The 25263-nt window shown below is 48.4% G+C and carries 25 protein-coding genes; 15 read left to right on the forward strand and 10 right to left on the reverse strand.

Translation table 11 applies throughout. The annotated features are described in order from the left end of the window. The first annotated feature begins 79 nt into the window (after positions 1-79). The 3 genes from ACSTTG_RS21645 (at position 80) to ACSTTG_RS21655 (ending at position 4128) form a co-directional block, all read left to right on the forward strand. Positions 80-1825, forward strand: coding sequence for a formate--tetrahydrofolate ligase (locus ACSTTG_RS21645; protein WP_438476269.1), 1746 nt, complete (start codon positions 80-82; stop codon positions 1823-1825). A gap of 315 nt (positions 1826-2140) precedes the next feature. Beyond that, complete coding sequence (msrB, locus tag ACSTTG_RS21650; RefSeq protein WP_438476270.1) at positions 2141-3268, forward strand: peptide-methionine (R)-S-oxide reductase MsrB; 1128 nt, start codon at positions 2141-2143, stop codon at positions 3266-3268. Between the two features lie 122 nt (positions 3269-3390). Next, the gene (locus ACSTTG_RS21655; RefSeq protein WP_438476272.1) at positions 3391-4128 is read left to right on the forward strand and encodes an RNA methyltransferase; all 738 of its coding nucleotides are present in this window, start codon (positions 3391-3393) and stop codon (positions 4126-4128) included. Positions 4129-4218: 90 nt separating this feature from the next. Here the strand turns inward: ACSTTG_RS21655 and fdxA are convergent, their stop codons facing one another. Further along, positions 4219-4542, reverse strand: coding sequence for a ferredoxin FdxA (gene fdxA / locus ACSTTG_RS21660; RefSeq protein WP_438457521.1), 324 nt, complete (start codon positions 4540-4542; stop codon positions 4219-4221). Between the two features lie 236 nt (positions 4543-4778). On the opposite strand from fdxA, the gene ACSTTG_RS21665 reads away from it, so the two are divergent. Then, entirely contained in the window at positions 4779-6395 is a 1617-nt protein-coding gene (locus ACSTTG_RS21665; RefSeq protein ID WP_438476274.1) for an NAD(P)/FAD-dependent oxidoreductase, read from the forward strand. Positions 6396-6479: 84 nt separating this feature from the next. Here ACSTTG_RS21665 and ACSTTG_RS21670 read toward each other — a convergent pair whose 3' ends face one another. The 5 genes from ACSTTG_RS21670 to ACSTTG_RS21690 are packed head-to-tail and all read right to left on the reverse strand — an operon-like array spanning position 6480 to position 10236. Beyond that, complete coding sequence (locus ACSTTG_RS21670; RefSeq protein ID WP_438476275.1) at positions 6480-7325, reverse strand: sugar phosphate isomerase/epimerase family protein; 846 nt, start codon at positions 7323-7325, stop codon at positions 6480-6482. Beyond that, entirely contained in the window at positions 7315-8127 is an 813-nt protein-coding gene (locus ACSTTG_RS21675) for a triose-phosphate isomerase (protein ID WP_438476277.1), read from the reverse strand. The genes ACSTTG_RS21670 and ACSTTG_RS21675 overlap by 11 nt, the downstream gene beginning before the upstream one ends. Next, a complete protein-coding gene (gene dhaL, locus ACSTTG_RS21680; RefSeq protein WP_438476279.1) occupies positions 8124-8759 on the reverse strand; it encodes a dihydroxyacetone kinase subunit DhaL in 636 nt (211 codons plus the stop codon). The genes ACSTTG_RS21675 and dhaL overlap by 4 nt, the downstream gene beginning before the upstream one ends. Before the next feature lie 2 nt (positions 8760-8761). Further along, entirely contained in the window at positions 8762-9763 is a 1002-nt protein-coding gene (locus ACSTTG_RS21685; RefSeq protein ID WP_438457526.1) for a dihydroxyacetone kinase subunit DhaK, read from the reverse strand. Between the two features lie 17 nt (positions 9764-9780). Then, positions 9781-10236, reverse strand: a complete 456-nt coding sequence (locus tag ACSTTG_RS21690; RefSeq protein ID WP_438457527.1) for an RpiB/LacA/LacB family sugar-phosphate isomerase — start codon at positions 10234-10236, stop codon at positions 9781-9783. A gap of 418 nt (positions 10237-10654) precedes the next feature. On the opposite strand from ACSTTG_RS21690, the gene ACSTTG_RS21695 reads away from it, so the two are divergent. The 11 genes from ACSTTG_RS21695 (at position 10655) to ACSTTG_RS21745 (ending at position 21355) form a co-directional block, all read left to right on the forward strand. After that, complete coding sequence (locus ACSTTG_RS21695; protein ID WP_438457528.1) at positions 10655-11308, forward strand: GntR family transcriptional regulator; 654 nt, start codon at positions 10655-10657, stop codon at positions 11306-11308. 54 nt (positions 11309-11362) lie between these two features. Beyond that, a complete protein-coding gene (locus tag ACSTTG_RS21700; RefSeq protein WP_438476281.1) occupies positions 11363-12187 on the forward strand; it encodes a transketolase in 825 nt (274 codons plus the stop codon). Positions 12188-12205: 18 nt separating this feature from the next. Beyond that, positions 12206-13174: a transketolase family protein gene (locus ACSTTG_RS21705; protein ID WP_438457531.1), complete on the forward strand. Its 969-nt coding sequence runs from the start codon at positions 12206-12208 to the stop codon at positions 13172-13174. A gap of 31 nt (positions 13175-13205) precedes the next feature. Continuing rightward, positions 13206-14174 (forward strand): sugar phosphate isomerase/epimerase family protein, encoded by a 969-nt coding sequence (locus ACSTTG_RS21710; RefSeq protein ID WP_438476283.1) that lies wholly within the window; start codon positions 13206-13208, stop codon positions 14172-14174. Between the two features lie 73 nt (positions 14175-14247). Next, the gene (locus ACSTTG_RS21715; RefSeq protein WP_438457533.1) at positions 14248-15261 is read left to right on the forward strand and encodes a Bug family tripartite tricarboxylate transporter substrate binding protein; all 1014 of its coding nucleotides are present in this window, start codon (positions 14248-14250) and stop codon (positions 15259-15261) included. Between the two features lie 71 nt (positions 15262-15332). After that, the gene (locus tag ACSTTG_RS21720; protein ID WP_438457534.1) at positions 15333-16217 is read left to right on the forward strand and encodes a hypothetical protein; all 885 of its coding nucleotides are present in this window, start codon (positions 15333-15335) and stop codon (positions 16215-16217) included. A gap of 12 nt (positions 16218-16229) precedes the next feature. After that, positions 16230-17762, forward strand: a complete 1533-nt coding sequence (locus ACSTTG_RS21725) for a tripartite tricarboxylate transporter permease (RefSeq protein WP_438457535.1) — start codon at positions 16230-16232, stop codon at positions 17760-17762. A 9-nt stretch (positions 17763-17771) separates the two neighbouring features. Beyond that, the gene (locus ACSTTG_RS21730) at positions 17772-18740 is read left to right on the forward strand and encodes a D-2-hydroxyacid dehydrogenase (RefSeq protein WP_438476285.1); all 969 of its coding nucleotides are present in this window, start codon (positions 17772-17774) and stop codon (positions 18738-18740) included. Positions 18741-18749: 9 nt separating this feature from the next. Then, the gene (locus ACSTTG_RS21735; RefSeq protein ID WP_438476286.1) at positions 18750-19784 is read left to right on the forward strand and encodes an aldose epimerase family protein; all 1035 of its coding nucleotides are present in this window, start codon (positions 18750-18752) and stop codon (positions 19782-19784) included. A gap of 45 nt (positions 19785-19829) precedes the next feature. Next, complete coding sequence (locus tag ACSTTG_RS21740; RefSeq protein WP_438476288.1) at positions 19830-20168, forward strand: cytosolic protein; 339 nt, start codon at positions 19830-19832, stop codon at positions 20166-20168. 266 nt (positions 20169-20434) lie between these two features. Continuing rightward, on the forward strand, positions 20435-21355 hold the full coding sequence (locus ACSTTG_RS21745; protein WP_438476289.1) for a DMT family transporter: 921 nt from the start codon (positions 20435-20437) through the stop codon (positions 21353-21355). A 159-nt stretch (positions 21356-21514) separates the two neighbouring features. On the opposite strand, the gene ACSTTG_RS21750 is transcribed toward ACSTTG_RS21745, so the two are convergent. The 4 genes from ACSTTG_RS21750 to ACSTTG_RS21765 all read right to left on the reverse strand — a co-directional run bounded on the left by ACSTTG_RS21750 (position 21515) and on the right by ACSTTG_RS21765 (position 25261). Beyond that, positions 21515-21928 carry a type II toxin-antitoxin system YafO family toxin gene (locus ACSTTG_RS21750; protein ID WP_438457540.1) on the reverse strand — a complete coding sequence of 138 codons (414 nt, stop codon included), beginning with the start codon at positions 21926-21928 and terminating at the stop codon, positions 21515-21517. Next, the gene (locus ACSTTG_RS21755) at positions 21925-22218 is read right to left on the reverse strand and encodes a type II toxin-antitoxin system Phd/YefM family antitoxin (protein WP_438457541.1); all 294 of its coding nucleotides are present in this window, start codon (positions 22216-22218) and stop codon (positions 21925-21927) included. The genes ACSTTG_RS21750 and ACSTTG_RS21755 overlap by 4 nt, the downstream gene beginning before the upstream one ends. A gap of 306 nt (positions 22219-22524) precedes the next feature. Further along, a complete protein-coding gene (locus ACSTTG_RS21760; protein WP_438476291.1) occupies positions 22525-23421 on the reverse strand; it encodes a LysR family transcriptional regulator in 897 nt (298 codons plus the stop codon). Between the two features lie 106 nt (positions 23422-23527). Further along, positions 23528-25261 (reverse strand): solute:sodium symporter family transporter, encoded by a 1734-nt coding sequence (locus ACSTTG_RS21765; protein WP_438476293.1) that lies wholly within the window; start codon positions 25259-25261, stop codon positions 23528-23530. Between the last annotated feature and the right edge of the window lie 2 nt (positions 25262-25263).

A 25263-nucleotide genomic window follows, 5' to 3' on the forward strand; every position in this document is an offset into this window, starting at 1 on the left:
GCTTTACATCACGAAAAATACTCGTATTATGCTCACGCAAACGTTTTCCTTGGTCAAAATCGCTAGTTAAAGAGATATTATGCTGCCAGATATTGAGATTTGTCGTCAGACAGAGCTGTTGTCAATTAATCACGTTGCCCAACAATTTGGCCTACTTGAGGATGAGTTCCAAGCCTTGGGTAAGCACAAAGCGAAAGTGTCGCTTTCCAGCCTTAAACGCACACAAGCCAACAAGTCAGGCAAACTTATCTTTGTCACTGCCATTACGCCAACGCCACTCGGTGAAGGTAAAACCGTGACCACCATTGGTCTTTCTCAAGGCCTGAAGAAAATCGGCCACAATGCAGCAGCCTGTATTCGCCAGCCGTCAATGGGTCCAGTATTTGGCGTCAAAGGCGGCGCTGCGGGCGGCGGTTTCTCACAAGTTGCTCCTATGGAAGAGCTTAACCTGCACCTAACCGGTGATATTCACTCGGTAACGGCAGCGCACAACCTTGCGTCCGCTGCCATCGATGCACGTATTTATCACGAGCAGCGTCAAGGCTACGAAGCATTCGAAGAGCGTACTGGCCTTAAGGCGCTAAAAATCGATCCAAAAAATGTCGTTTGGAAGCGTGTGATTGACCACAATGACCGTGCCCTGCGCATGATCACTGTTGGTAAGAACGAAATCAACAAAACCATCAACGGTTTCGAGCGTGAAGATGGGTTCGATATTTCTGCAGCTTCTGAGCTGATGGCGATCCTTGCGCTGGCCGATGACCTACAAGACCTGCGTAAACGTATCGGTCGTGTTGTGGTTGCTTACAATGTTGACGGTGACCCGGTAACGGCTGAAGACCTAGATGTTGCTGGCGCGATGACCGTAAGCATGAAAGACGCGATCGAGCCAACGCTAATGCAGACCCTTGAGGGCGTGCCTACCCTAATTCATGCTGGTCCCTTTGCTAACATTGCCCACGGTAACTCGTCAATTATTGCTGACCGCGTCGCAACACATCTTGCTGATTACACAGTAACTGAAGGCGGCTTTGGCTCAGACATGGGCTTTGAAAAGGCGTGTAACATTAAGGCGCAAGCCTCACAGCAAGCCCCTGACTGTGCGGTGATTGTGGCGACTCTACGTGGACTGAAAGCCAACTCAGGTCTTTACAATCTCAAGCCAGGTCAAGCGATCCCTGAGTCTATCTTCGACGCTGACCAAAAGGCGCTTGAAGCAGGCTTTGAGAACCTGAAATGGCACATCAACAACGTCAATAAGTACGGCGTGCCAGCGGTGGTGGCCATTAACCGCTTCCCACAAGACTCTGAGCAAGAGCTTGCGACACTGAAAGCGATGATTGAAGCGCTGCCATTTGATGTAGAGGTAGCAATTAGTGAAGCATTTGGTAAAGGTGGTGAAGGTGCCGTTGAGCTTGCAAACAAAGTTGTAGCTCAGTGTGACAAGCCAAGTAACTTCAAGCCACTCTACTCAGTACAAGACTCACTAGAGTCAAAGCTTTCTACCATTGCAGAAGTCGGTTACGGCGGCAGCGTAGTAATGAGCTACAAGGCCCAGCAACAGCTAACTGCACTCAAAAAGCACGGCTTTGATAAGCTTGCCGTGTGTTTCGCCAAAACGCCGCTATCTATCACCACCGATGGCTCGATCAAGGGCGCACCAAAAGGATTCGACGTGCCAATCCGTGAGCTCAAGCTGTGTGCTGGCGCAGGCTTCATCTACGCCCTAAGCGGCAACGTAATGACCATGCCAGGCCTCCCAGACAAGCCAGCCTTTATGAACCTGGATATCGATGAAGATGGCAACATTGTTGGTTTAAGCTAAAGTCGTGAACTGACAGCAACTACCCCAAAACTCGGAGCTTGTCTCCGAGTTTTTTTATCCCTTCGGAAGAGGCGAGAATCGAGATCGGGCTTTGCCCTGCGAGTACGCTGCGCTCGAAGTGGTGTAACACTTGACAGCAGTGACGAGGGTTGGAAAATTTTCTCGCCTCTCGCCTCTCGCCTCTCGCCTCTCGCCTCTCGCCTCTCGCCTCTCGCCTCTCGATTCTTTCGATAGTTGAAATTTAATCGCTTTGCTCCCGTTCTTATTGCGTATAGATGTTTAAATTACGTGAAGCCAGGGTAAAGGAGTGACACCATGAAGCGAATTGTACTGTTAATTGCCTTATGTCTTGCGGCGGTGGCGAGCTTGTTGATGCCTGCTAGTGCCGACAATAAAATGAACAAAGCCTCCTCGGGTGCCACTGAGGTTGCCACATTGGCTGGAGGCTGCTTTTGGTGCACTGAATCGGACCTGGAGCAACTTCCTGGCGTGCTAGATGTAGTCTCTGGTTATGCCGGTGGCGAACTTGAAAATCCAACCTACAAACAGGTCTCCTCGGGTAAAACCGGTCATATTGAGGTGATTCAAGTGACGTATGACCCAGCGCAGGTGACTTATGAGCAAGTGTTGGATCAGTTCTTCCGTCATATTGACCCAACCGATGACCAAGGATCGTTCGTTGACCGCGGTCGCCACTATCGCCCTGCTGTCTTCTATCACGACGATGAGCAAAAACAGATTGCGCAGAGTTTTATGCAGCAGATTGATGCCTTGGGCGTGTTTCCGAAACCACTCAAAACTGAGCTGATTGCCTATGAGACCTTTTATGTGGCCGAGGATTATCACCAAGACTATTACAAAGAGAACAAGTGGCGCTACAAGTACTACCGCAATGCCTCTGGCCGAGACCAATATCTTGACGAGGTATTTGGTAAAGACCGTAAAGAGAATCCAGTAACCCTGCGTCAGATGATTGATAAGAGCAATGGCGTTGAGCGTATCCGTTACGCACGCCCAAGCGAATCGATTATTAAGGAGCAACTGACTGAGCTGCAATACTATGTCACTCAAGAAGAAGGCACCGAGCGCCCGTTTAATAATGAGTACTGGGACAATAAGCAAGAAGGTATCTATGTCGATATCGTCTCCGGTGAGCCACTGTTCTCCTCAACCGACAAATACAAGTCAGGTACAGGATGGCCAAGCTTTACTAAGCCGATTGACGAGCACTACATCACCACTAAGACTGACTTTAAACTCATCTATCCCCGCACTGAGGTGCGCAGTCGCTACGGTGATTCGCATCTAGGTCATGTGTTTAAAGATGGGCCTGCCCCTACTGGCCTTCGCTACTGCATGAACTCGGCCGCGATGAAGTTTGTCGCCAAAGAGGATATGGAGGCACAAGGCTACGGTAACTACCTATTCTTGTTCGATAGTTAACCGACACACCACTAAAAGGAGCGCTTAATGCGCTCCTTTGATCTATCCTTTGCTTTAACTCGCATCGCTGGCGCTATTGGGTATATAATGCGCCAGCTTTTTCTTGGACAGACAAACCTTTTATGATTTCAAAAAACCAACTAAAACTTCTTCGCGCACTTGGGCAAAAGAAACAGCGTAAGGCGCATGGCCTCTTCTTGGTTGAGGGAGAGAAGAACGTTCTTGAATTACTTGATTCGTCGTTGGTTGTTAAACAGATTTTCGCTACTGGTGAGTTTCTCGATCAATACCGCGCCGAGCTGAGCGGCTATGAGTGCATTGAAAGCTCACTCGATGACCTAACCAAAGCCAGTAGCTTGGTCAGCAATAATGCCGCCGTCGCCATCGCTGAGATACCAGCGAACACAGCGCCACAAGCACAAGGGTTAATGATTGCCCTAGATGGCGTTTCAGACCCAGGTAATCTTGGCACGATTATCCGTGTTGCGGATTGGTATGGGATAAAACATATCGTCGCGAGCCGCGATTGCGCCGACCCTTATAACCCCAAAACCATCCGTGCCACCATGGGTAGCTTCGGCCGCGTGCAAGTGACTCAACTTGACCTACCCGAGTACCTCGCACAGGCAAACCTGCCGATTTATGGCGCGTTCCTTGAAGGTAACAGCGTGCACAGCACGGAGTTTGCCGTTGAGGGGATTCTATTAATGGGCAGTGAATCTCATGGTGTGCGCCCACAAGCTGAGCAATTTGTCACCGACAAGATCACCATTCCTGCCTTTGGTGGTGCCGAGTCACTCAATGTCGCCATGGCAACTGGGATCATTCTTGATAACCTGCGTCGTCAGCACGGCAATTAGTCATGTTTTGGCCGGCTTTGTGCTGGTCGGAATGAAAAAAGCGCAGCTTGGGGAACCGAGCTGCGCTTTTTAGCAAATTGAGTAATGGGCTTATTTTTCCAGCATACCTAGTTTATTTGGCACCCCATTCCACTTTTCAGCCTCTTCCATTGCGGGTTTGGCCTCGGTCAGTACCGGCCATTGCTCGGCAAGCTCGGCATTAAGCTCGATAAACACCTGCTGGTCTTCAGCAAGCTCTTCTTCTTGGAAGATGGCCTGAGCATCACACTCAGGGACACACAAACCACAGTCGATACACTCGATGGGATTGATGACCATAAAGTTTGGACCCTCATGAAACGCATCGGCTGGGCAGACTTCCACACAGTCGGTGTATTTACATTGGATACAGTTATCAGTTACAACAAATGCCATGGTGTTCAACTCTTGGTTAGCAGGGTTTGTGGATGGGCGATAATACTGATCCCAAACCAAAATTCAATACAATAGCGGTGATAATCTCCTCGAACCGCCGGCTTTGGTCCAATTAAGTATGACAGACAAATCAAGTTGACGTAAAATGCGCGCCATTGTGAGCCTATTGCAGCCTATCGAACGTGACCTGTGGCTGCAGTACGCTAAGACACCATTTGAAAATACGAGAAATCGACATGATACGTTTAACCGAAATTAAGCTTCCTCTTGATCATAAGGAAGGCGCCATCCTGGACGCCATTACAAAAAAACTTGGCATCACAGCCCAGGAAGTTCTCTCTTTTAATATGTTTAAACGTGGCTATGACGCTCGTAAGAAAAACAAAATCCTGCTGATTTACACCCTGGATGTTGAGGTCGCCAACCAAGCAGAAATGCTCGCGCAGTTTGCCAGCGATCCACACGTGCGTGAAACGCCAGACATGGAATACAAGTTCGTTGCCAAGGCACCAGAAAACCTGACTGAGCGCCCAGTCGTGATCGGTTTTGGTCCTTGTGGCCTATTCTCAGCACTTGTCCTGGCGCAAATGGGCTTTAAGCCAATCGTCCTCGAGCGCGGTAAAGAAGTTCGTGAACGCACCAAAGACACCTTTGGTTTCTGGCGCAAGCGTACGCTGAACCCAGAATCGAACGTGCAGTTTGGTGAAGGCGGCGCGGGAACGTTCTCTGACGGCAAACTGTATAGCCAGGTTAAAGACCCGAAACACTATGGCCGTAAGGTGATCGAAGAGTTTGTTGCCTCTGGTGCACCAGAAGAGATCCGTTACGTGAGTAAGCCGCACATCGGCACCTTTAAGCTGGTGACCATGATTGAAAAGATGCGTGCCAAGATCATTGAGCTCGGTGGTGAGATCCGCTTCAGTACTCGCGTGGACGATATCCATATGCAAGATGGTCAGATCACAGGTCTTACCCTATCGAACGGTGAAGAACTGAAATCACGTCACGTGATCCTAGCCGTCGGCCACAGTGCGCGTGATACGTTTGAGATGCTGCACGAGCGCGGCGTTTACATGGAAGCTAAGCCATTCTCAGTCGGTTTCCGTGTTGAGCATAAACAATCCGTAATCGATGAAGCCCGTTTCGGTAAAAATGCCGGCAACCCTATTCTTGGCGCAGCAGATTACAAACTTGTTCACCACTGTAAGAATGGTCGCACCGTATACAGCTTCTGTATGTGCCCAGGCGGTACTGTGGTCGCGGCGACTTCTGAAGAAGGTCAAGTAGTGACCAACGGCATGAGCCAATACTCTCGCGCAGAGCGTAACGCCAACAGCGCTATCGTGGTCGGTATCTCGCCTGAGACTGACTATCCTGGTGACGTGCTTGCCGGTATTCGCTTGCAGCGCGAGCTGGAAAAAGGCGCTTACGTGCTTGGCGGTGAAAACTACGATGCGCCAGCACAGAAGATTGGTGACTTCCTTAAAGGTCGCGATCCAAGTGCGCTGGGTGAGGTTGAACCGTCATTTACCCCTGGCATCAAGCTGACTGACCTTTCAAAAGCACTGCCTGATTTTGCTATCGAGGCGATCCGTGAGGCTATCCCAGCGTTTGATAAGAAAATCAGAGGCTTTGCTTCCGATGATGGCTTGTTGACCGGTGTTGAAACACGTACCTCATCGCCTGTGTCTATCAAGCGTGGTAAAGATTTCCAGAGCGTGAACCTTAAGGGCTTCTACCCAGCAGGCGAAGGTGCGGGCTACGCCGGCGGTATCCTTTCTGCGGGTATCGATGGCATCAAGGCCGCTGAAGCACTGGCCATTGCGATGGTTGAGCAAGCGCAAGAAGCTTAACCCTTTAAATCCAATCAACGAAAAGGGCGCTATTGATTAGCGCCCTTGTTGTTTTTACCCATCTATATTTACCCTCACACAGCCTCAAGCCAAACACTGATTAATAAACTCAATCGATTTGGACAGCCGCTGCTCTATTTCAGCGATGGGCAATAACTGCTCTCTAGGCTTAAACCGTGTCGAGCCATCAACCAGCCTTTCAAGCGCATAAGGCGACTCGATACTAAAAAACGGCACTTGCTCTTTAGCTGCGGCACTTTCAAGTAAGGCTTGGTATTTGCCTGCCCCTCCCCCTAACTCGCAGCAGCGCCAAACATCTTGCTCCAAATAGAGATCTTTTAGATGCAGGTGCTCTGCAAATGCAAGGCTTGATAAGCTGTGCTCCAATACGTCTAGGTGTGGGCGATGTGAGAGAAAGTTACCAGGATCAAAGTTGATGCCAAACACCGTACTGTCCGCCTGCCGACAAAATGGCTCAAAGTCATCCGCTTGATTGAGTAAGTAAGCCTGAGTATCACCGACGTTCTCGATCAAAATCTTGATCCCAAGTTGCTTAGCTAAGGTAATCGCGTTTGATGCTGCCATCACAAACTCACCAAGCTCGGCACCTCTTGGTGCGTACAGCACCAAGCGCTTACAAGCTAAGATTTTGCACATCTCAAGACGCGTGATCAGCCTTTGCTCGCAGTTCTCCAGAGTCAGATCACAGTGCGCTGCTAATGAGCTGCAGCGCATCTGCTTATCATCTAGGTACGACTTTATCCACCGGGCGAGCTCTGGCGTAATATCGGACTCGGTCAGGTCGTAAACCGCGCCTTGGATCAAGGCCAGTTCGATGTTTTGCACTCCCAAGCTAGCAATGGAATCAATTGCCTGCTCCATTCGATAACCCGAATAGGCCACGGTACTGATGGAAAAGTTAAGTTGCATAGGCACCTCTCCCAGTCACTCGCTCCTTCGACATCATCACCTCGGAAACCAGCTCGACTAAGCGAGCAAATCCATCAGCTTGCCATGCTGTTCGGCCGACAAACAAGCCATCAATGTTTGGCTGAGCGATTAGGGTTTGCGCGTTGTCAAGGTTGACGCTCCCGCCATAGAGCAGCGGGATAAGATGAGCTATCTCGGCGCCGTAACAAGACGTTAAGGCACAGCGAATAGCACTCATCCCCGCCTCCGCTTCTTGTGCGCTAGCCGGAGAGCCTCCCTCACCAATCGCCCAAACGGGCTCGTAAGCAATCATCACCTTGGTTAAATCCGCTGGCTCAACGCCATACAGCGCAATCTTAACCTGCCGCACGATTGACTCCGCAGACACGCCCCAGCGCTTCTCTTCAGCGCTATCACCAACACAGATCAAGGGCACGAGCCCAGCTTTAAGTGACAGTATCACTTTTTTATTGACGGTTTCATCGCACTCACCAAACCACTGCCTGCGCTCGGAGTGACCTATCTCAACCAGTGTGGCACCGATATCTTTGGCCATGCTGACCGACACCTCGCCAGTCAATGCCCCTTGCTCTGCCCAGCCAATATTCTGCACGCCGGTTAAGCAAGGCGTCTGCGCCAGTAGTGTCCCGGCTTGTTTCACGTAAGGAAAAGGCGGGATTAGAAAGGTCTGAAGCTCATGACTGATATTGTTAAGCACAGGGGCGATAGAACGGCAATACTCAACCACCTCGGCTTCGGTTTTATTCATCTTCCAACTCGAGCCCAACCAGACCTTTTTCATGCTGGCACTCCTTCAATGATATAAGTCGTCATGAATTCTAGGATCAACGACATAGAGATGGCGCCAGGATCAGGGTAACCCAGCGACCGCTCGCCAAGGGTTTTCGCCTTGCCCGTAGTGGCAATCATCGACTTGGTGGCCTCTACACCCTGTTTGGCTGCTACAGTGATCAAAGGCATTGACTGCTCTAGCGGCAAATGCGCGATCTCATGTGCCTTTCTGGCGGCTGGCGCCAGGGCATCGATCATGGTTTTCGCCCCCTCATCGGCGCCGCCGCGCTGACGTATTCCCTCCAGCCCCGCAGCTAAGAAATCAGCAACTACGGCTGTGTTCAACTCAGTCGCATTGGAGACCGCTTTGCCGCCATTACGAAACAAGGTGCCAAAGATCGCGCCTGAAGCGCCGCCCATAGTAGTAAGCAGCTTAGTACCCACCTTAGTTAACACGTCACCGACCGTTTTGGCCTCAAATCCCTGCTCAATCAATTGTTCAACATTGCTAAAGCCGCGTTCAATCCCCAGCCCATGGTCGCCATCGCCAATCGCCTGATCGACACGCGTTAATTCAGGCTCACTTTTCACCATGTTGTGCGCCATATATTGCAACATTTGTTTGGTTTGTGTGCTGTTCATAATCACTTCCTTAGTGCAAACGATTGGCAAGGGGCTTGGTACAGGGCTTGGAGTTCATCATTGAGTTTGAGCAATGAGATCGACCAGCCCGACATCTCAAGTGAGGTGCAATAGCCACCAATAAGATTATCGACGATGGAAATTTGTCGCTCAGATAAATAACGGTGTACCGCCCGATTGGTGATCAGCAGCTCCATTTGCGTTGAAGCCCCTAGGTTGTTCACCAAGAGAGCAACATGGTCGCCCTGAGTGAGGCCCGCTTCTTCAACTAACTTTTCCATCACCTGCTCGGTTACTTCATCGGCACTGGTTAAGGCCGACTTGCCGACTCCCGGCTCGCCGTGAAGTCCCATACCGACTTCAATTTGGTCGTCGGCGATATGAAAATTAAAATCATCATTTCTTGGGATCGCACACGGACCAAGCGCCACACCAATCGAGCTGGTATGAGCGAGCGCCATTTCACTGGCTGCCACTACTTGCTCAAAGCTGTCACCCCGCTTGGCCGCCGCGCCAGCCACCTTCAACACAAACAGTGCGCCGGCAATACCACGACGCTCTTGCGCTAGCTCTTTCGGCGCTGAGATCACATCATCGTTGACGCGAACCGTGTGAGATTGGATCCCTTCTTCCTCGAGCAGCTCAGCGGCGATATCAAAGTTCATGTTATCGCCAGCATAGTTACCGTAAATAAACACCACGCCGTTTTCTGGATTAAGCGCTAACGCTGTGGCAAAGATGGCATCCGGCGTTGGAGCAGCAAACACATCACCAACCGCCACCGCATCGGCCAGTCCTTCGCCCACATAGCCGCCATACATCGGCTCATGTCCAGCGCCGCCGCCGGTAAAAATCGCCACCTTGCCATCAAGTGGGGCTTTACGGATCGCACAGGTATAATCACCTATCGGCTCTAAGTCATGCTGCATGGCCGCGATAAAGCCCTCAAACTGCTCGCGAGCTACGGCATTTTTATCATTGATAAGTTTTTTCGGTTTTCTCATCTTGCTCTCCTTGCCGCTTATTGCGCCAGAATCTCGGCCTCTATCTCACTGATCCGTTGCACTTTTGGCTTAGACGCCTCGTCAATCTCTTCTGCTTCGAGCCAGGCTTGCAGGATCGTTTTTGCCAATTCCACACCGATCACTCGCTCGCCCATGGTAATGATTTGCGCGCCATTGCTTTTTCTTGCCCGCACCGCAGAAAACACGTCGTGACAAAGCGCAGCGCGGATCCCTGGCACCTTATTAGCAACAATCGAGACACCGATTCCTGTCCCACACACCAATACGCCGCGCTGATGAGTATTATCAGCGACTTTTTTTGCTACTCTTTCGGCAACGTCGGCATATAAATTAGAGCCACCAGCTGGTGCTTGGCTATAGTCTATATATTGATATCCTAATTTATCTAAGTGTTTACAAAGTTCATCTTTTAATTTAACCGCTGCATCATCACAGCCAATTGCAATTGACATACATCCTCCTAAAGGGTCAGATAAACCACCAGGCAACACAAATAAAGCTACTCTATTTTCATTAAGGCATATTTGAATTTCGTCACAAAGAATTTATTAATTTATTTTTAATTTTATATGATTATTAATAATTTTATTATACATATTAATATTTTTACCGCATACAGTAATACTTAACCTATAAATAAACCAGCTACGCACATCACATATTAATATCTTTTTCTTGTACATTATCACTCTAGCAAAATATATTATTTTTTGTCTCTTTGCGTGACTAAGATCGCGTTTGAAACAACCTGGTTATTTTATACTCAACAGCAATTAATGAATGTTTTAATAAATTTTTTAGGGAATCTATTAGAAAATAAATTGATTTCGCTCACACTTTGCGATTGGTATAGAGGTTGAAGACGCCGTTATGAAGCTATCAGAACAAGCATACAATAAGCTTAAACGAATGATTTTAGAGAATAAATTTCGAATCAATCAGCAACTACTTGTTGATGAAGCGGTCGAGATATGTGGCTTTAGCAGAACTCCTGTAAGAGAAGCTCTGCTAAGACTACAACAAGATGGTTTGATCAAACTTCATCCGAGACATGGACTAAAAATTTGCGCCTTGTCAAGACGTGATGTCGAGGAGCTTTATGAGCTGATTGCCCACTTAGAGGTGATGGCGCTGGATATTTGCATTGCAAAAGGGCTGACTGAGAGTCAGATAAATGTCCTGCGTGATTATACGAGTAAGATGGAGCAAGCGCTTGATGATAATGATATTCAGCAGTGGGCGATTCATGATTTTGCTTTCCACGATCAGATTTTTCAATATACCGAAAACTCTCGACTGATTGAGACAGCTAGGAAATACAACGAGCAAAACAAACGCTGCAAAGATATTGTCATTAAGCTAAGACCCCTACCCTGGGATTCGATTATAGAACACAACAAGCTTATTGATAATTTGCAAACTGGCAATATCAATGAAGCTAGGGAAATGCATTTAACTCACTGGGAGCAAGTATCTAAGCAATTTATTGAATTCTTAGAGAATTACCACTTCCTAGAGAAATAAACAGTTTAGTTATTATCCACATTCAATTTGCATCCTATTCAAGGAGGATCACTTATGCCTAATATAAGTGTTCAGGAGCTTTATCAGCTGGCCAATGATGTTCGAATTGATATTCTCGATATGGTTTATCAAGCGCAATCAGGACACATTGGCGGCTCTTTTTCTGCAGCCGAAATCGTCACCACTCTGTACTTCTCAGAAATGCAGAATCTCGACCCAAATAAGCCAAAGCAAAGTCATCGCGACCGCTTTGTTCTGTCTAAAGGGCACGCCTGTCCGGTCTGGTACGCCTGTCTATCACGGCTTGGTTATTTCGATCGTGAGCACCTCACCACGCTCAGACAGATCAACAGTATTCTGCAAGGCCATCCAGATATGAAAAGCACCCCAGGGATTGATATCACCACCGGCTCACTTGGACATGGCTGCGCCGCCGCCACCGGGATGGCGCTCGAGGGCCAGCTTGCACAAGACGGTCGCCGGGTGTATTCGCTACTAGGTGATGGTGAGCTAAATGAAGGCGTGGTGTGGGAAACCGCGATGGCCGCGGCCAAATATCAGTTAGATAACTTGGTGTTCTTTGTGGATAAAAACAACCTGCAAATGGATGGCACCAGCGATCAGATCATGCCGCTACTGAGCATCGAAGATAAGTTCCGCTCTTTTGGCTGGCATGTCCTGACCATCGATGGTCACGATATCGAACAAATTCTAACGGCACTCGATACCGCTCGGGGGACCAAAGGTAAGCCAACCTGCATTGTGGCCAATACGGTCAAGGGCAAAGGCGTGAGCTTTATGGAAGATGTGCGCAACTGGCATGGCAAGGCACCGAGCGAGCAAGAGTATACCGACGCACGTGCAGAGCTAGTCGTTTAACAGCTAAGGGCTATCACTATGATTACAGTTACTAAATCCAAAAAACCGACTCGATTAGCCTTTGCCGAACGCATGGTTGAGTATGGTGAAATTAACTCAGAGTTTGCGGTTTTTGAGGCCGACATTGGCTATTCAACCAACTCCTATTTATTTAACCAGCAGTACCCTGAGCGCTACTTTCAGATGGGTATTGCCGAGTTTGGCATGATGGCATCTGCCGCGGGCATGGCCGCCAATGGCCGTCCAGTCGTCGTGGCGGGTTATGGGGTATTTTTAACCATGCGCGCCCTAGAGAGTGTGCGCAGCTTTATTTGCTACCCTAACCTTAACGTCAAATTGATGTCCTCACATGGTGGTACCACCGCGGCGATCGATGGGGTCACCCACCAAGCGTCGGAAGATATGGCGCTGATGTCCACACTGCCGAATATGCACATTTTCGCGCCTTGCGATAGCGCTTCAAGCCGCGCTCTGTTTGATGTCACCATGCAGACGCCGGGACCGGTATATTGCCGCTTGATGCGCGATGCCTACTATGAGCTGTATGACGAGAACGCCCAGTTTGAGTGCGGCGGCAGTCATACTCTGATGATCGGCAACGACCTGACCATAGTCTCCTATGGCGATATCCTCTTCCAGGCTATCGAAGCGGCCAATGAGCTGCGTGAGGCAGGGATCAGTGTTGAACTGATTGATGCCTACAGCGTCAAACCGCTTGATTGGGCAACGATTAGCCGCTCAATTAAGAAAACCGGCCGCGTGATCATTGCCGAGGGCCATCAAAAACGCAATGGCATGGCCTATGACATTGCCACGCGCATGGCCAAGGAGCAGATCCAGGCGCAATTTGACCACCTAGGTTTGGATGATACTTTCGCCGAATCCGGTGCTTACCCACTACTGCTGGAGAAATATGGCTTGTCGTCAAAACACATCATCGACGTCGCAAGCGCCATGCTGATATCCAATCAATCGGAAGCTTACTAATTAGAGGCAAGGCAATTGCCTAGGGAGACTTATGTTTAAACATGCAGTGATTACCCCATTTCTCAGCCAGACGCGTGACCGCTTCTCTGAATATAACGAACCAAAAACACTAGAGCAGCGCCTGCAAACGCTGCGCACGATTGACGGGATGACAGGAGCCGAGTTGGTTTACCCCTACGAGGTGAATTATGACAATTTGGCCGAGCTAAAAATATTGTTAGCCAAGTACGACGTTAAAGTCGCGTGTATTAACGTCAATGTGAAAGTTGAAAAAGAGTTTTTATCCGGTGGGCTTACCTCTCCAGATAAAGCCGTACGCGATCGCGCCGTGAGCTTTATTAAGCAAGCCAAAGACTACGCTGAGGAAGTGGGTGCCGATAAGGTGCAGTGTTGTCCACTCAGTGATGGCTACGAGTTTTCTTTCCAAGCCGATTATGTTGAGACTTGGCAACGCTTATGTGAGACGTTTGGCGAGGCGGGTGACTATAAGCCACATATCCCACTGTTTATCGAGTACAAACCCAACGAAGTGCGTGGCCGCTGCTATCTGGACGACGCAGCAAAAACCATCTGTCTGATCAAAGATATCGGCAATCCTAATATTGGTGTCACGCTCGATTATGGTCACTCTCTATATGGCGATAATAACCCAGCAGAAGAGCTCGCTTTGCTTAACTCGCTTGATATGCAGTACTACATCCATATCAATGACAACGACGGCAAATGGGACTGGGATTTTTTCTGTGGCAGCCGCAGCCTAATGCAATACATCGAATTTATTTATTATCTGAAGAAGTTTAACTACCAAGGTTGGCTTACATCAGATACCTCACCAACGCGATGGGATATTGTAAAAATGTTCGAGGCGAATATTCGTATGACCAATCGCATCTCTGACCGAATTGATGCCATCGGCATGGATAGCTTTGGCGAGAGTTTAAGAAAACAAGAATACATGGATATTTGGGCCGATCTTGAGAGCTATTTCATCAAGATCTAAACCGGAATATCAACCAAGCCGCGGCACAAGTTGGGCTTAAGATCTGACGCCGCATCACAAGAGGTGAAACAAAATGAAAACGAGAACTCTACTGAAAACGGTTTTGGTTGCAGCCATCGCTGCGACAACTTCATTTGCTCAGGCGACGGATCGCTACCCTACGCGAAACATCACTGACGTGGTTACTTGGTCTGCCGGAGGCGGTACTGACGTAATTAACCGCGTTGCGACCGCGTCGATGGCCAAATACCTTGGTACCAATATCAACGTCATCAACAAACCTGGCGGTGTTTCTGGTTCGGTCGGTCTGCTTGAAGGCTATAACTCATCCCCCGATGGCTATACCTTTGTTGGACTTTCTGAGTCAAACGTCGCCGCAGCGGTAATGGGTGGCTGGGACAACCGTATGGACGTGTTTGACTACTTTATCGTCGCAAGCTCACCAGATGTTATCTCGGTATCGAAAAACTCGCCAATTAACACGATTGAAGAGCTCGTCGCCCATGTTAAAGCCAACCCAGGTAAAGTACGTGTTGGCGCAGGTTCAGCCGGCTCACTGCACCATATCAACTACCTTGCGTTTGAAAAAGGCATCGGTGGTGAGATGAACTTCATTCCGTTCCCAGGCTCTTCTCGCAGCCAAAACGCGGCGTTAAGCGGCGAGGTTGATGTGGTCATCACCTCTGTGGCGGAGCAAAACCAGCTTATCCAATCGGGTGACTTTAAAGCGCTGGCAACTCTGACTGAGAATCCGTTTACCGTCGGTGATATCACTATCCCTTCTGGCTTGCAGACCTACCCTCAGCTTCAAGAGCACTTACCTATTTCGCAAGCGATTGGTTTTGCAATGAAGAAAGAGACTCCGGTTGAGATCAAGCGTACGGTGGCTAAAGCCTTCGCGAGTGCAATGCAAAGCGAAGAGGTGCTGACTTATGCGAGCGAAAACCACTATGAGATCGTCGGTGAGTTCGGTAAGAAAGCCAACGAGCGTATGGCGCGCCTAGAGTCGCTGTTTAGCTGGACACTGTGGGATCTGGAAGCGGCGAAGATTGACCCTGCGTCACTTGGCATTCCAAAACCTGAGTAATGCCTATAGACCAGTCTCTTTAGGAGGCTGGTCTTCCCTTTTGATTGATTGACTTGCTGTTGGGGGCACCTATGTCTACGCAAAACATGTCTACGCAAAACCAAATGTCTGAGCAAAAAAACGCTTCACAAGACCAAGAACATCAAGAGCCAACACTTGAAGAACAACAGATGCATGGCTGGGATTTTGCTTTTTCCCTGGTAGTCATGGTGTTTTCACTGATGGTCATCGCAAACTCATTAACCATGCCATTTTCCGGCACCGTTGGCGGGGTAACCACCGAGTGGTACGAATCACCCGGGTTACTACCGCTATTTATTGGCTGCTCACTGTTTGCAGCGGGTCTGTCGGTATTTTTGAAAAGTAAAGCGGCGCAGGGCAAAGCGCTACTGATGCACCATTATAAGAACATCAACCCAACTGGGTTCCTTATTTCAGGTGGCGGTATTATTACCTACATCTACGTACTTATCACTTGGTACGACTTCTTTCTCGCCTCGGCGATATTTCTAATCTTCTATATCGGCCTGTACTACCTAGATATCGAAAAAGTCACCAAGCAATTAATTAAGATTTATTCGGCAACCGTTGTGCTATCGATCCTGTTATTTGCCACGGGCATAGCCGATGCGATGAACTCACTCTACCCCTACACCAGCGACTTGGTGTTGGTGGTGAGCGGTTTCGTCATGTCGAGCTATCTCTACCTGCAAGGCAAAGCGCTGGGCAAAGAGGTCAGCGCCAAGGTTCGCCGCTTGCTGATCATCGGCCTGGTCTTCCCGGCTGTACTGTGTCCTATCTTCAGATACTTCCTGTTGGTGCCACTACCTAACGAGGGGCTGATTGTCGAGCAGGTATTTAATCAGACTTACTACACCTATTTAGCACCAACCAAACAAACAGAAGCCATGCAGCTCTCAGATGAAGATCTTCAGCTGCTCGAAGACGCATTCTAACAGGTGATAAACATGGATATTTTAACCACTTTCGGAAGTATGTTCTGGCATATTTTCACCTCACCACTGCTGATATTGATCCTGGTCGGCAGTACTTTCTTGGGGATTATTTTTGGCGCGATGCCTGGATTGACCGCAACCTTGGGGGTAGCACTACTCACCACCCTCACCTACGGTCTCGATAATCAAACCGCGCTGCTTGCCCTTTTGTCTATTTACGTCGGCGGTGTGTATGGCGGTATGTACACCTCCATTTTGCTGAACATTCCTGGGACTGCTGCCTCTGCGGCAACGGCTATGGATGGCTACCCAATGGCTCAGCAAGGGCAAGCGGGGCGCGCGTTTGGTCTCGCGACAACCTCATCACTGATCGGCTCAGCGATCGGCATGGTGTTTGTGGCGCTCCTCTCGCCGGTTATCGCTAAGGCGGCATTGCAGTTCACCTCGTACGAGTACTTCTTACTGGCCCTATTTGGCATTCTGATCTCGGGCAGCCTGACCTCGCCAGAGTTGGCCATCAAAGGCTGGATAGCGGGCCTATTTGGTATTTGGCTCTCTACCATAGGCCAAGACCATATGCAGATGTACCCGCGCTTTACCATGGGCATCCATGAGCTGGATAACGGTATCGATGTGGTGCCGGTCTTGATTGGTGCGTTTGGTATCCCGCAGATCATGTCGGTGTTAGAGTCGAAGCTGAAGATGAAGTCGATGAACGCCAAATCGATTGGCCGCTTGATGCCTGACTTCAAAACCATGTTCCAAAATACCCGTAATATTATTGCTTCGGCATTAACGGGTGTCGGCATCGGCGCGGTTCCTGGCATTGGTGAGGACATCGCAGCTTGGGTTGCCTACGGCATCTCGCGCAAAACCAGTAAAAAGCCAGAAACCTTCGGTAAGGGCGCACCTGAGGGAGTTATTTCAACCTCAACAGCCAACCAAGCGTGTGTTGGCGGTGCGATGATCCCATTGCTAAGCCTTGGTATTCCAGGCTCGCCACCGGCAGTTATGCTGCTTGGTGCCTTGATGCTGCATAACGTGGCGCCAGGTCCTATGCTACTGAAAACTAACCCATCGTTTATCCCTGAAGTCACGGCGATCTTGTTTGCTGCTGCGATTGCAATGTGGGTGTGCGGCATGATCTTGTCTAAGCAGGTCATCCATATTCTACGTATCCCACAAACGCTATTTATGCCCTTGATCGCTGTGTTGTGTGTGATTGGCTCATTTGCCCTAGGAATGCGGGTATTCAACCTGTACTTAATGGGCATCATCGGCATCATCTCCTACTTCTTTATGAAGCTTAAAGTGCCGATTGCACCGCTGGTTATTGGCGTGATCTTAGGGCCAATGGCAGATACTTCTTTGCGCACGGGCCTAAAAACCACCGGTGGCAGTCTAATGCCGATGATTGAGCGTCCAATCTCATTTATCTTGGTATGTGTGATTGTGATGATCATTTGTAGCCAAATCCCGGCGGTTAACCGCGCCATTCGCAACCTATTCAGCTCGGTGAAAAATCGCCTAGCAACGTCATCTTAAGGAAAAGATATGAAAACTATTGTTTGTTTGGATGGTTACACCCTCAATCCAGGCGATAATCCATGGACACCGATTGCCTCACTCGGCGAGTTTCAGTCCTTTGACCGCAGCACTGGCGGACCTGAGCTGGTAATCGAACGCGCGCGAAATGCCAGCGTCCTACTGACCAACAAAACCCCGATCAGCCAACAAGTGATCGATGCCTGCCCAGAGCTCGAATGTATCGCGGTACTCGCTACAGGTTATAACGTGGTGGATGTCGACTATGCCAAGCAAAAAGGCATCGTGGTAATGAACGTGCCGGTGTATGGCACCCAAACCGTGGCTGAGATGGTGTTCGCGCATATCTTCCAGTTCGCGCGTAACGTCGGCAGCATCAGCGATGACGTCAAAACCAATCTTGGTTGGAGTAATAACCAAGATTGGACCTATTGGCTGACACCACAAGTCGAGTTAGCGGGTAAAACCTTGGGCATCGTTGGCTTTGGCAATATCGGTCAGCAAGTGGGAGCGATTGCCAGTGCGTTTGGTATGAACGTCTTAGCCCACGACGACTTTAGCGCCAAAGTCCCGGAGTATCAGCACGAGAAAGTCTCACTCGAACGCTTGTTATGTGAATCGGACTTCGTTTCATTGCATTGCCCCGCGCTGCCTGCCACCGAGAATATGATCAACCAACAGACACTCAAGAAAATGAAATCAAGTGCCCTACTGATCAATACCTCACGTGGCCAACTGGTCCAAGAGCAAGAGCTGGCCGCAGCATTAACACAAGGTGAGATCGCAGGTGCTGCGCTCGATACGCTTTGGCAAGAGCCACCGGCTGCGGATAACCCACTGCTAACCGCGCCAAACTGCGTCATTACACCGCACATCGCTTGGGCCACCCTCGATGCCCGTGAACGGATCATGAATATGGTCGCTAGCAACATCCAAAGCTTTATTGATGGCCAACCCATCAATGTCGTCAACTCTTAGGAGCGCGTTATGCCTATCGATACCCGTCATGTCGGTTATTTCTACAACCAGAGTGTTCACCAAGTGACCATGACCTCAAGCACCGGCATGTCGGTATCGATTTTGACACTGGGCGGGATCATCAAATCCTTGCTAGTGCCTAATCGCAGCGGCGAGTTGGTCGATGTCGTTTTGGGCTATGATACGCTTGCAGACTATGCCAATGACCCACACTATATGGGCGCGATCATTGGCCGAGTGGCCAATCGTATCGAGAACGCCCAGTTTGACTACCAAGGTCGAACCATTAAGGTCAACGCCAATGCCTATCAGGGTAAACACTGCGTTCATGGCGGGCGGTTTGGTTATCATCGCCGAGTGTGGAAAATCGTCGGCACCAGTAAAACCGAGCACAGCGTCTCGTTGACGTTAGGCTTGGTCGATAATGACGGCGAGGAAGGATTTCCATCAAAAGTCGATGTGCTAGCGACTTACACTCTGACATCAGACAATCAATTAAGCCTCGAGGTTACCGCTCAGTCAAACGCACCTTCCCCATTTAGTACCACGGCACATAGCTACTTTAACCTCAACGGTCACTCATCAGGCTACGTGGGCGATCACCGGCTATCAATTCCATCTCAACAGCGACTACAACAAAAGCAAGAACGCGTGCCAAATGGCGAGCTCATCAATGTAGAGGGCACACCATTTGATTTTCAACACCCTAAATCACTAGCCGAGTGTGTGGATCAAGCTTTAGATATCAACGACTCATACACCTTAGCCTATGACGGCAAGACAAACCTAGTCGCAGAGCTCACCGCCAGCCAGCTTGGTCTGCGCGTCTATTCCAATGAACGCACGCTGCATTTTTATAACGGACACAACCTAGATACTGTGAACGCCAAATTTGGTGCAACTTATCACAAGTTTGCCGGTGTCTGTCTTGAGCCTAAAGGCTACGTTAATGCCGTCAATATTGACCACTTCCCCCTCTCCGAGGTAACGCCTGATAAACCTTATCAGCACAAGATTATCTATCAATTTTTTAGCCCTGAGTAAGTTGTTAGTGATAAACTCTGCGCATCAGAATTATCGAGATACCTTATGTTTATCCATCGAGTTAACGACATCGACTGGCTTGTGATCACTGCTTTTGAAGAGCTGAAACCACTATTTATTGAAGAAGCCGGTGTGATCCCCTCTTACTTTTCCACCACCAGCGAACTGAGCCTGATTGATCAAGCCAAGCGCAGTTACGGATACTTGCCCACACTCAGCGGTGTAATTACCGATACCGGCACCTTTCAAAGCCAAGATATCGAAGAAGACTTGAACCCACAGTTAGCCTGCCTAGTCGAGGGGCGCGGTCGAGTGTTTATCTATCACGGCGGCTTTGTGGCTTTTGTGGATGACGAGCAAACCTTTATCACTCGAATGGACTGAGAATCACCCTGTATTGGAGATACTATATCCCTAACTGTTCGCAAATAAATATTTCGCAGATGAACAGGGAGCGAGTCGAAATTTCAGTTGCTCAATCAAGCTAATGGCGATAGTGTTAAGTCTCACTTGGAGATTTTATGAACACTTCCCAATTCAACCGTTGGCTATCATCTTTACCTGTAGCTAGGTAGGATGAGTTGTGCCTGGCTGCGAGAATCGTAGCCATGGTAGTGCATTCTCGTAGCCTTTTTCTTAAGGATTAGAGAATGATTTCTAATAATGAACACCTACCGAATAAACGTTTTTTTCAAACCAGTTACTTCAAGGGCCTCAGTCTTGCCCTTGCTGGTACGGCACTGATGTCACTCAAACCAATATTGGTTAAAGTCGCTTATCAATTCGGTGGCAATGTACAGTCTGTTATGCTGCTCAGAGCGATCAGCGCTTTACCCATCTATTTATTGGTTTTGTTTACTCTTATCACCAAACACGATAAGAGTAAGTTGTTAAAGCAAGATGGATGGAAAGCCGGATTTTTGGGTGCGTTTGGCTACTACGTCACCGTCTACCTAGACCTAGCCTCTTTGAATCATATTTCCGCTCAGCTGGAGCGATTAATTATTTTTCTCTATCCCAGCATCGTTATATTGCTTTCTTGGATACTCTATAAACAACGCCCCACAAAGCGTGTCATTATTGCTGTTATCACAGGCTACCTTGGGGTTACAGCCATTGTCATCGGTGAGCCTGCAGGTGCTAACTCAGAAATTTTTTTAGGTGGAAGCCTGGCTTTTGCATCGGCTTTTGTCTTTGCATGCTATCTACTATTCAGTAAGCCGTTAATAAACCGAATGGGAAGCCAACTCTTTACCAGTGTCGGGATGGCAAGTGCTAGTGCTGCTATATTGCTTCACTTTTTCATTTTGGATGGCAGTTTTGAAAGTTGGAGCCCGACGCTCATAGGATTGGGGATCATTCTGGGCTTGGTCTGCACCGTGTTACCTGCCTATTTGATTGCTGCCGGGATGGAGATCCTCACTCCAGCGGAAGTAAGCTTGAGCGCAAATATAGGGCCGATCATTACTGCAGGTGCAGCTGTCTATGTGTTAGGTGAAGACTTTACAGCCTTGCATGCGATTGGACTCCTGATAGTCGTACTTTCTATGCGCGTGATGAGTTCTAGATAATAGTCGCATTGGATATCTTGGGATAGAGTTTACTTTATGTTCTCTATTAACATTGGTTAGCCCTCTTCGACCGCGGCAAACATGGGTGTTGTGTTAATTTGTTAACTAGCGAGCGGTATCCCCAGCTAAAGTTGGGGATCATTCGGATCAATCGTACTTTTAAAACTGCTGCCTGAATTTTTCTGCGATTAAACCAAGCTTTCTCATAATTGTTGTGTTTCTAGCTTGCGTATGGGCATCAGGAGCTAGTATTGCAATCAAAAGGTAACAACGTGGGTCAGCCCAACCCTGGCAATACACCAAGTGTTTATCACTGGTTTGATAAAATTGGACCGCTCGCAGGAAAGGAGCATCACTCGTCGCTAGGTGAATATGTTTTACTTCTTCTGCTTTTAATATAGGCAGGGTATTTGGATGGTCATAAGCTTCATCTCGACCAAAAAACTCTGGTTTCTTACCCGTCTGTTTGTAAACTTTGAAGTCTTCAGTTAACAAATCAAGTTCCGTCTGAGTCAAAGAATCAATTAGTACCTTGTGCTTAAAAACTCTGATTTGCGGTTGCTTATGACTCACTCTCTAAACTCACCCAAGTCATCTTCACTGAGATCCTCAAGTGCTTGAGCGTTGAGGTGCGCAATCACCTCGAGGCGCGCACTCAAAGGACGAAAAGATGACACTGAGTCACTAGAACTGTTTTCTAAGGCTTTCATTAGCCCTTCAAAAAATTCTGCGCTCATCATGTAACCTGCAGGTTCATTGTTCGACAGCACCACGACAGGCTCTCCAGACAAGCAGTCCTTGAAGTGCTTTCTAGCCTCGCTGGATGAAACTGCTTTTTCAGCATAGATCGTACTCATTTTCATTATCCACACCTTGTACTTAGTTAAGTACTCAAAAGTGTACTTTTTATTCTGATTTTATGCAAGCCAGCACTAGGGTTGGCTTTTCAGTTACTCGGGCATAAACGCCTTTTAGACATACTGTGATTGGGGTGGTGAGAGTCGACGATTTCTTGTACCAGCCCAAAAGAATCTTAGTCACCCATAGTTAGACATAGCTACATCTCAGGTCTACTACAGCCAGTTTAAATCTACCAAATGTCATGCTCAGCTACCCCATACTGCCTTGTAATATGCACATCATGTCTCAGGCTCACTAGCCTCACTTCACTACTTCATCAAATGCACGTGCTTTCTTAATCTTCTCAAGAAATCTGCCGCCAAGGGATTGGTCTGGCTGAGATCTCGATGCCACGCCCCCAGATGATAGTGCCAAATCGAGTAGTTTAAGTTGAGTATCGATAGATCGTCATTGCGAATGGTACGGGCAAGATGGCTAGAAATACACAGCAAATAGTCTGATTCTGTGACTAACTTAATCGCCATATTAAGGAACTCCGTTTCTATCGCATAGTTAACGATGCTAGCTCCCTGCCTCTCGAGTAGTTGGTTGATGTGGTTGAGGATCTGTTTAGATTGCTGGAATGCTATCCAGGGGAAGTGAGTTAAAGGTTGCAAGTCATTGATGGCTTGGTCAGCCAACGGGTGGTCTCGTCTGACCAATAAGCAAAGATGTGACGAGGTAAAGGGCGAAAAAGAAAGCTCATTATTGCTGACTAATAGGCCACCGTCTTCACCTCCAAGCGCAAAATCGAGATCGCCCTGCAGTAGAGGGGTCATGAGCTCACTGATCGGCCCAGACTTAATCGCCAATTGAGCACTTGGGTTCTCAAGGCAAAAACGGGGTAAAACATGGGTGATAATGGGTTCCCAAGCAGGTCCGGCTCCGAAACGAAGAAGTGTCGGTTCATCGTCAAGCATCTTAAGGTCTTGTTGATACGAGTTAAGCTCGCGCTCAATTCGTTCAACTCGCTCCAGTAAAAGCTTACCTGCTTGAGTAAGTTGGATGCCCCGCCCTTGTCTTTCAATGAGCTGAGTCTCATACTTAGTTTCTAGCGCTTTGATACTTTTGCTGATTGCTGGTTGTGAGATACCCAGTCGAAGTGAAGCCTCGGTGATACACCCAAACAGTGCCGCTTCTCTAAAATGAATAAGTTGCCTGTCCACTTAAAATACCTTCACTCTTCTCAAATAAAGATAGTTTAACGTCCTGTCAAAATCAGATATGGACTTGGTTCATAGAAGATGAGGGCGTTACCGCCCTCTGTTTGATTTAGTGATCTGCAGCCAGCTTTTTACTGTCTCGTTTGGTTCGCGAGAGACTCCAGCGTCTATAAAGAGTATTCAAAGCAAATATACTAACGACAGACACCAACGCAATAAGCGTTAAGTTCCTAGGAATATCTTCTAAAGGTGCCACAACCCCAATCGGTGATGCTATGGCATACGTCGCGATCATAATAACGATGGTCGTGATGGATGCGATAGGCAGGTGTTTCCAGTGTTCGATATTCACTGGTGCCTCATCTTTCTCACTCACTGTGCTGTCGCCTGGGTACTTGTAAGTAAGATAGGCAGTAACGGCTAAGCCACAAGCGAAGTAGATCGCGGTTTTGTGCAAGAAATGCAGCTCCCAACCTGTGTAACCAAAGCGGAAAAACAGGTACAGAAGCATGTAGGTGACAAGCCCTGGAATGGTCGATTTTGCGGTGGCACGTTTTGATACCATCCCCACAAGGATCATCAGCAACATAGGTACGGTAAACAAGGCATTGAACTCCTGCATAAACATATATAAACCCTGAGGAGCATGCTTGATGAAAGGTGCACAAACGGCAGCGAAAATGGCTAAGCCTGTGCCAAAGTATTTGCCAGCGAGAATGCAGGTTGCATTGTCTGCGGTGCCTTTTTTGATCGGTTTGTAGATATTGACGGCAAAGATCGTAGAGCAGGAGTTAATGGTGGAATTAAAAGTGGAGATCACCGCACCAAATAATACTGCACCAAAGAAACCCACAAAGGCTTGAGGAAGTAGCCGGTTAACTAACAGCGGGTAGGCTTCATCGCCGCGGACGCCTTCATGTCCATACAAGTGATAGGCGATAATCCCTGGCACAATAAGAATAACAATACTGACAATTTTGATAATACCTGCCAACAACACTCCTTTCTGACCTTCAGCAACCGACTTGGCGCCTAATGCACGCTGTATAATGACTTGGTTGGTACAAGCCCAGTATATGTTTACCAAGAGCATACCAGTGAATATCGCGCCAAATGGTACGTTAACCTTTGGTGAGCTAACGGCATTAAGCATTTGTGGCTCACGAGTCACCAACTCGACCATTCCTTGTGAGGCACTGCCGTTGCCTAGTGCACTGAGAGCAAGAACCAAGACAAGAATACTACCGATAAAGAACCCAATACCATTAATCGTGTCAGAAACGACAACCGCTTTGAGTCCACCAAATATTGCATATATACCGCCAATCACGGTGATAAAAACAATCGATAGTGTCAGCGCAGCAGACTCTGAAACATTGAATAGAGCGGAAACGTCAAAGATTTTACTCATACCCAAAGCACCGGCGTAAACCACCGTTGGCAAAGCAATCGCGGCCATATTGATGAGTATGCACCAAGCGATCACATTTCTGGCAAGCGGGCCAAAACGACTCTCAATGTAATCAGGAATAGTGGTTATGCGTTTTTTAATAAAGAATGGCAGAAAGATACACGCCATCATTACAAACGCGATTGCTGAGGTCACCGCCCACCCCATATTTGACAAGCCAACCGAAAAGCCTTGTCCGTTTAAGCCGATCAACTGTTCCGCTGACCAGTTGGTGAGTAAGATTGAAAAACCAATAGATAACCCCGTGAGGCTTCGCCCTCCAAGAAAGAAGCCATCGCTGGTTTTAAGGTCCTCTTTTTTGGTGGCGTAATAAGAGATGACTGCGACAAGAGCAGTGAATCCCACAAAGCTAAACAGTGTCCAAAGATTCATCG

It is taken from the genome of Vibrio glycogenivorans, from assembly GCF_051660965.1.
Lineage (GTDB): Bacteria > Pseudomonadota > Gammaproteobacteria > Enterobacterales > Vibrionaceae > Vibrio.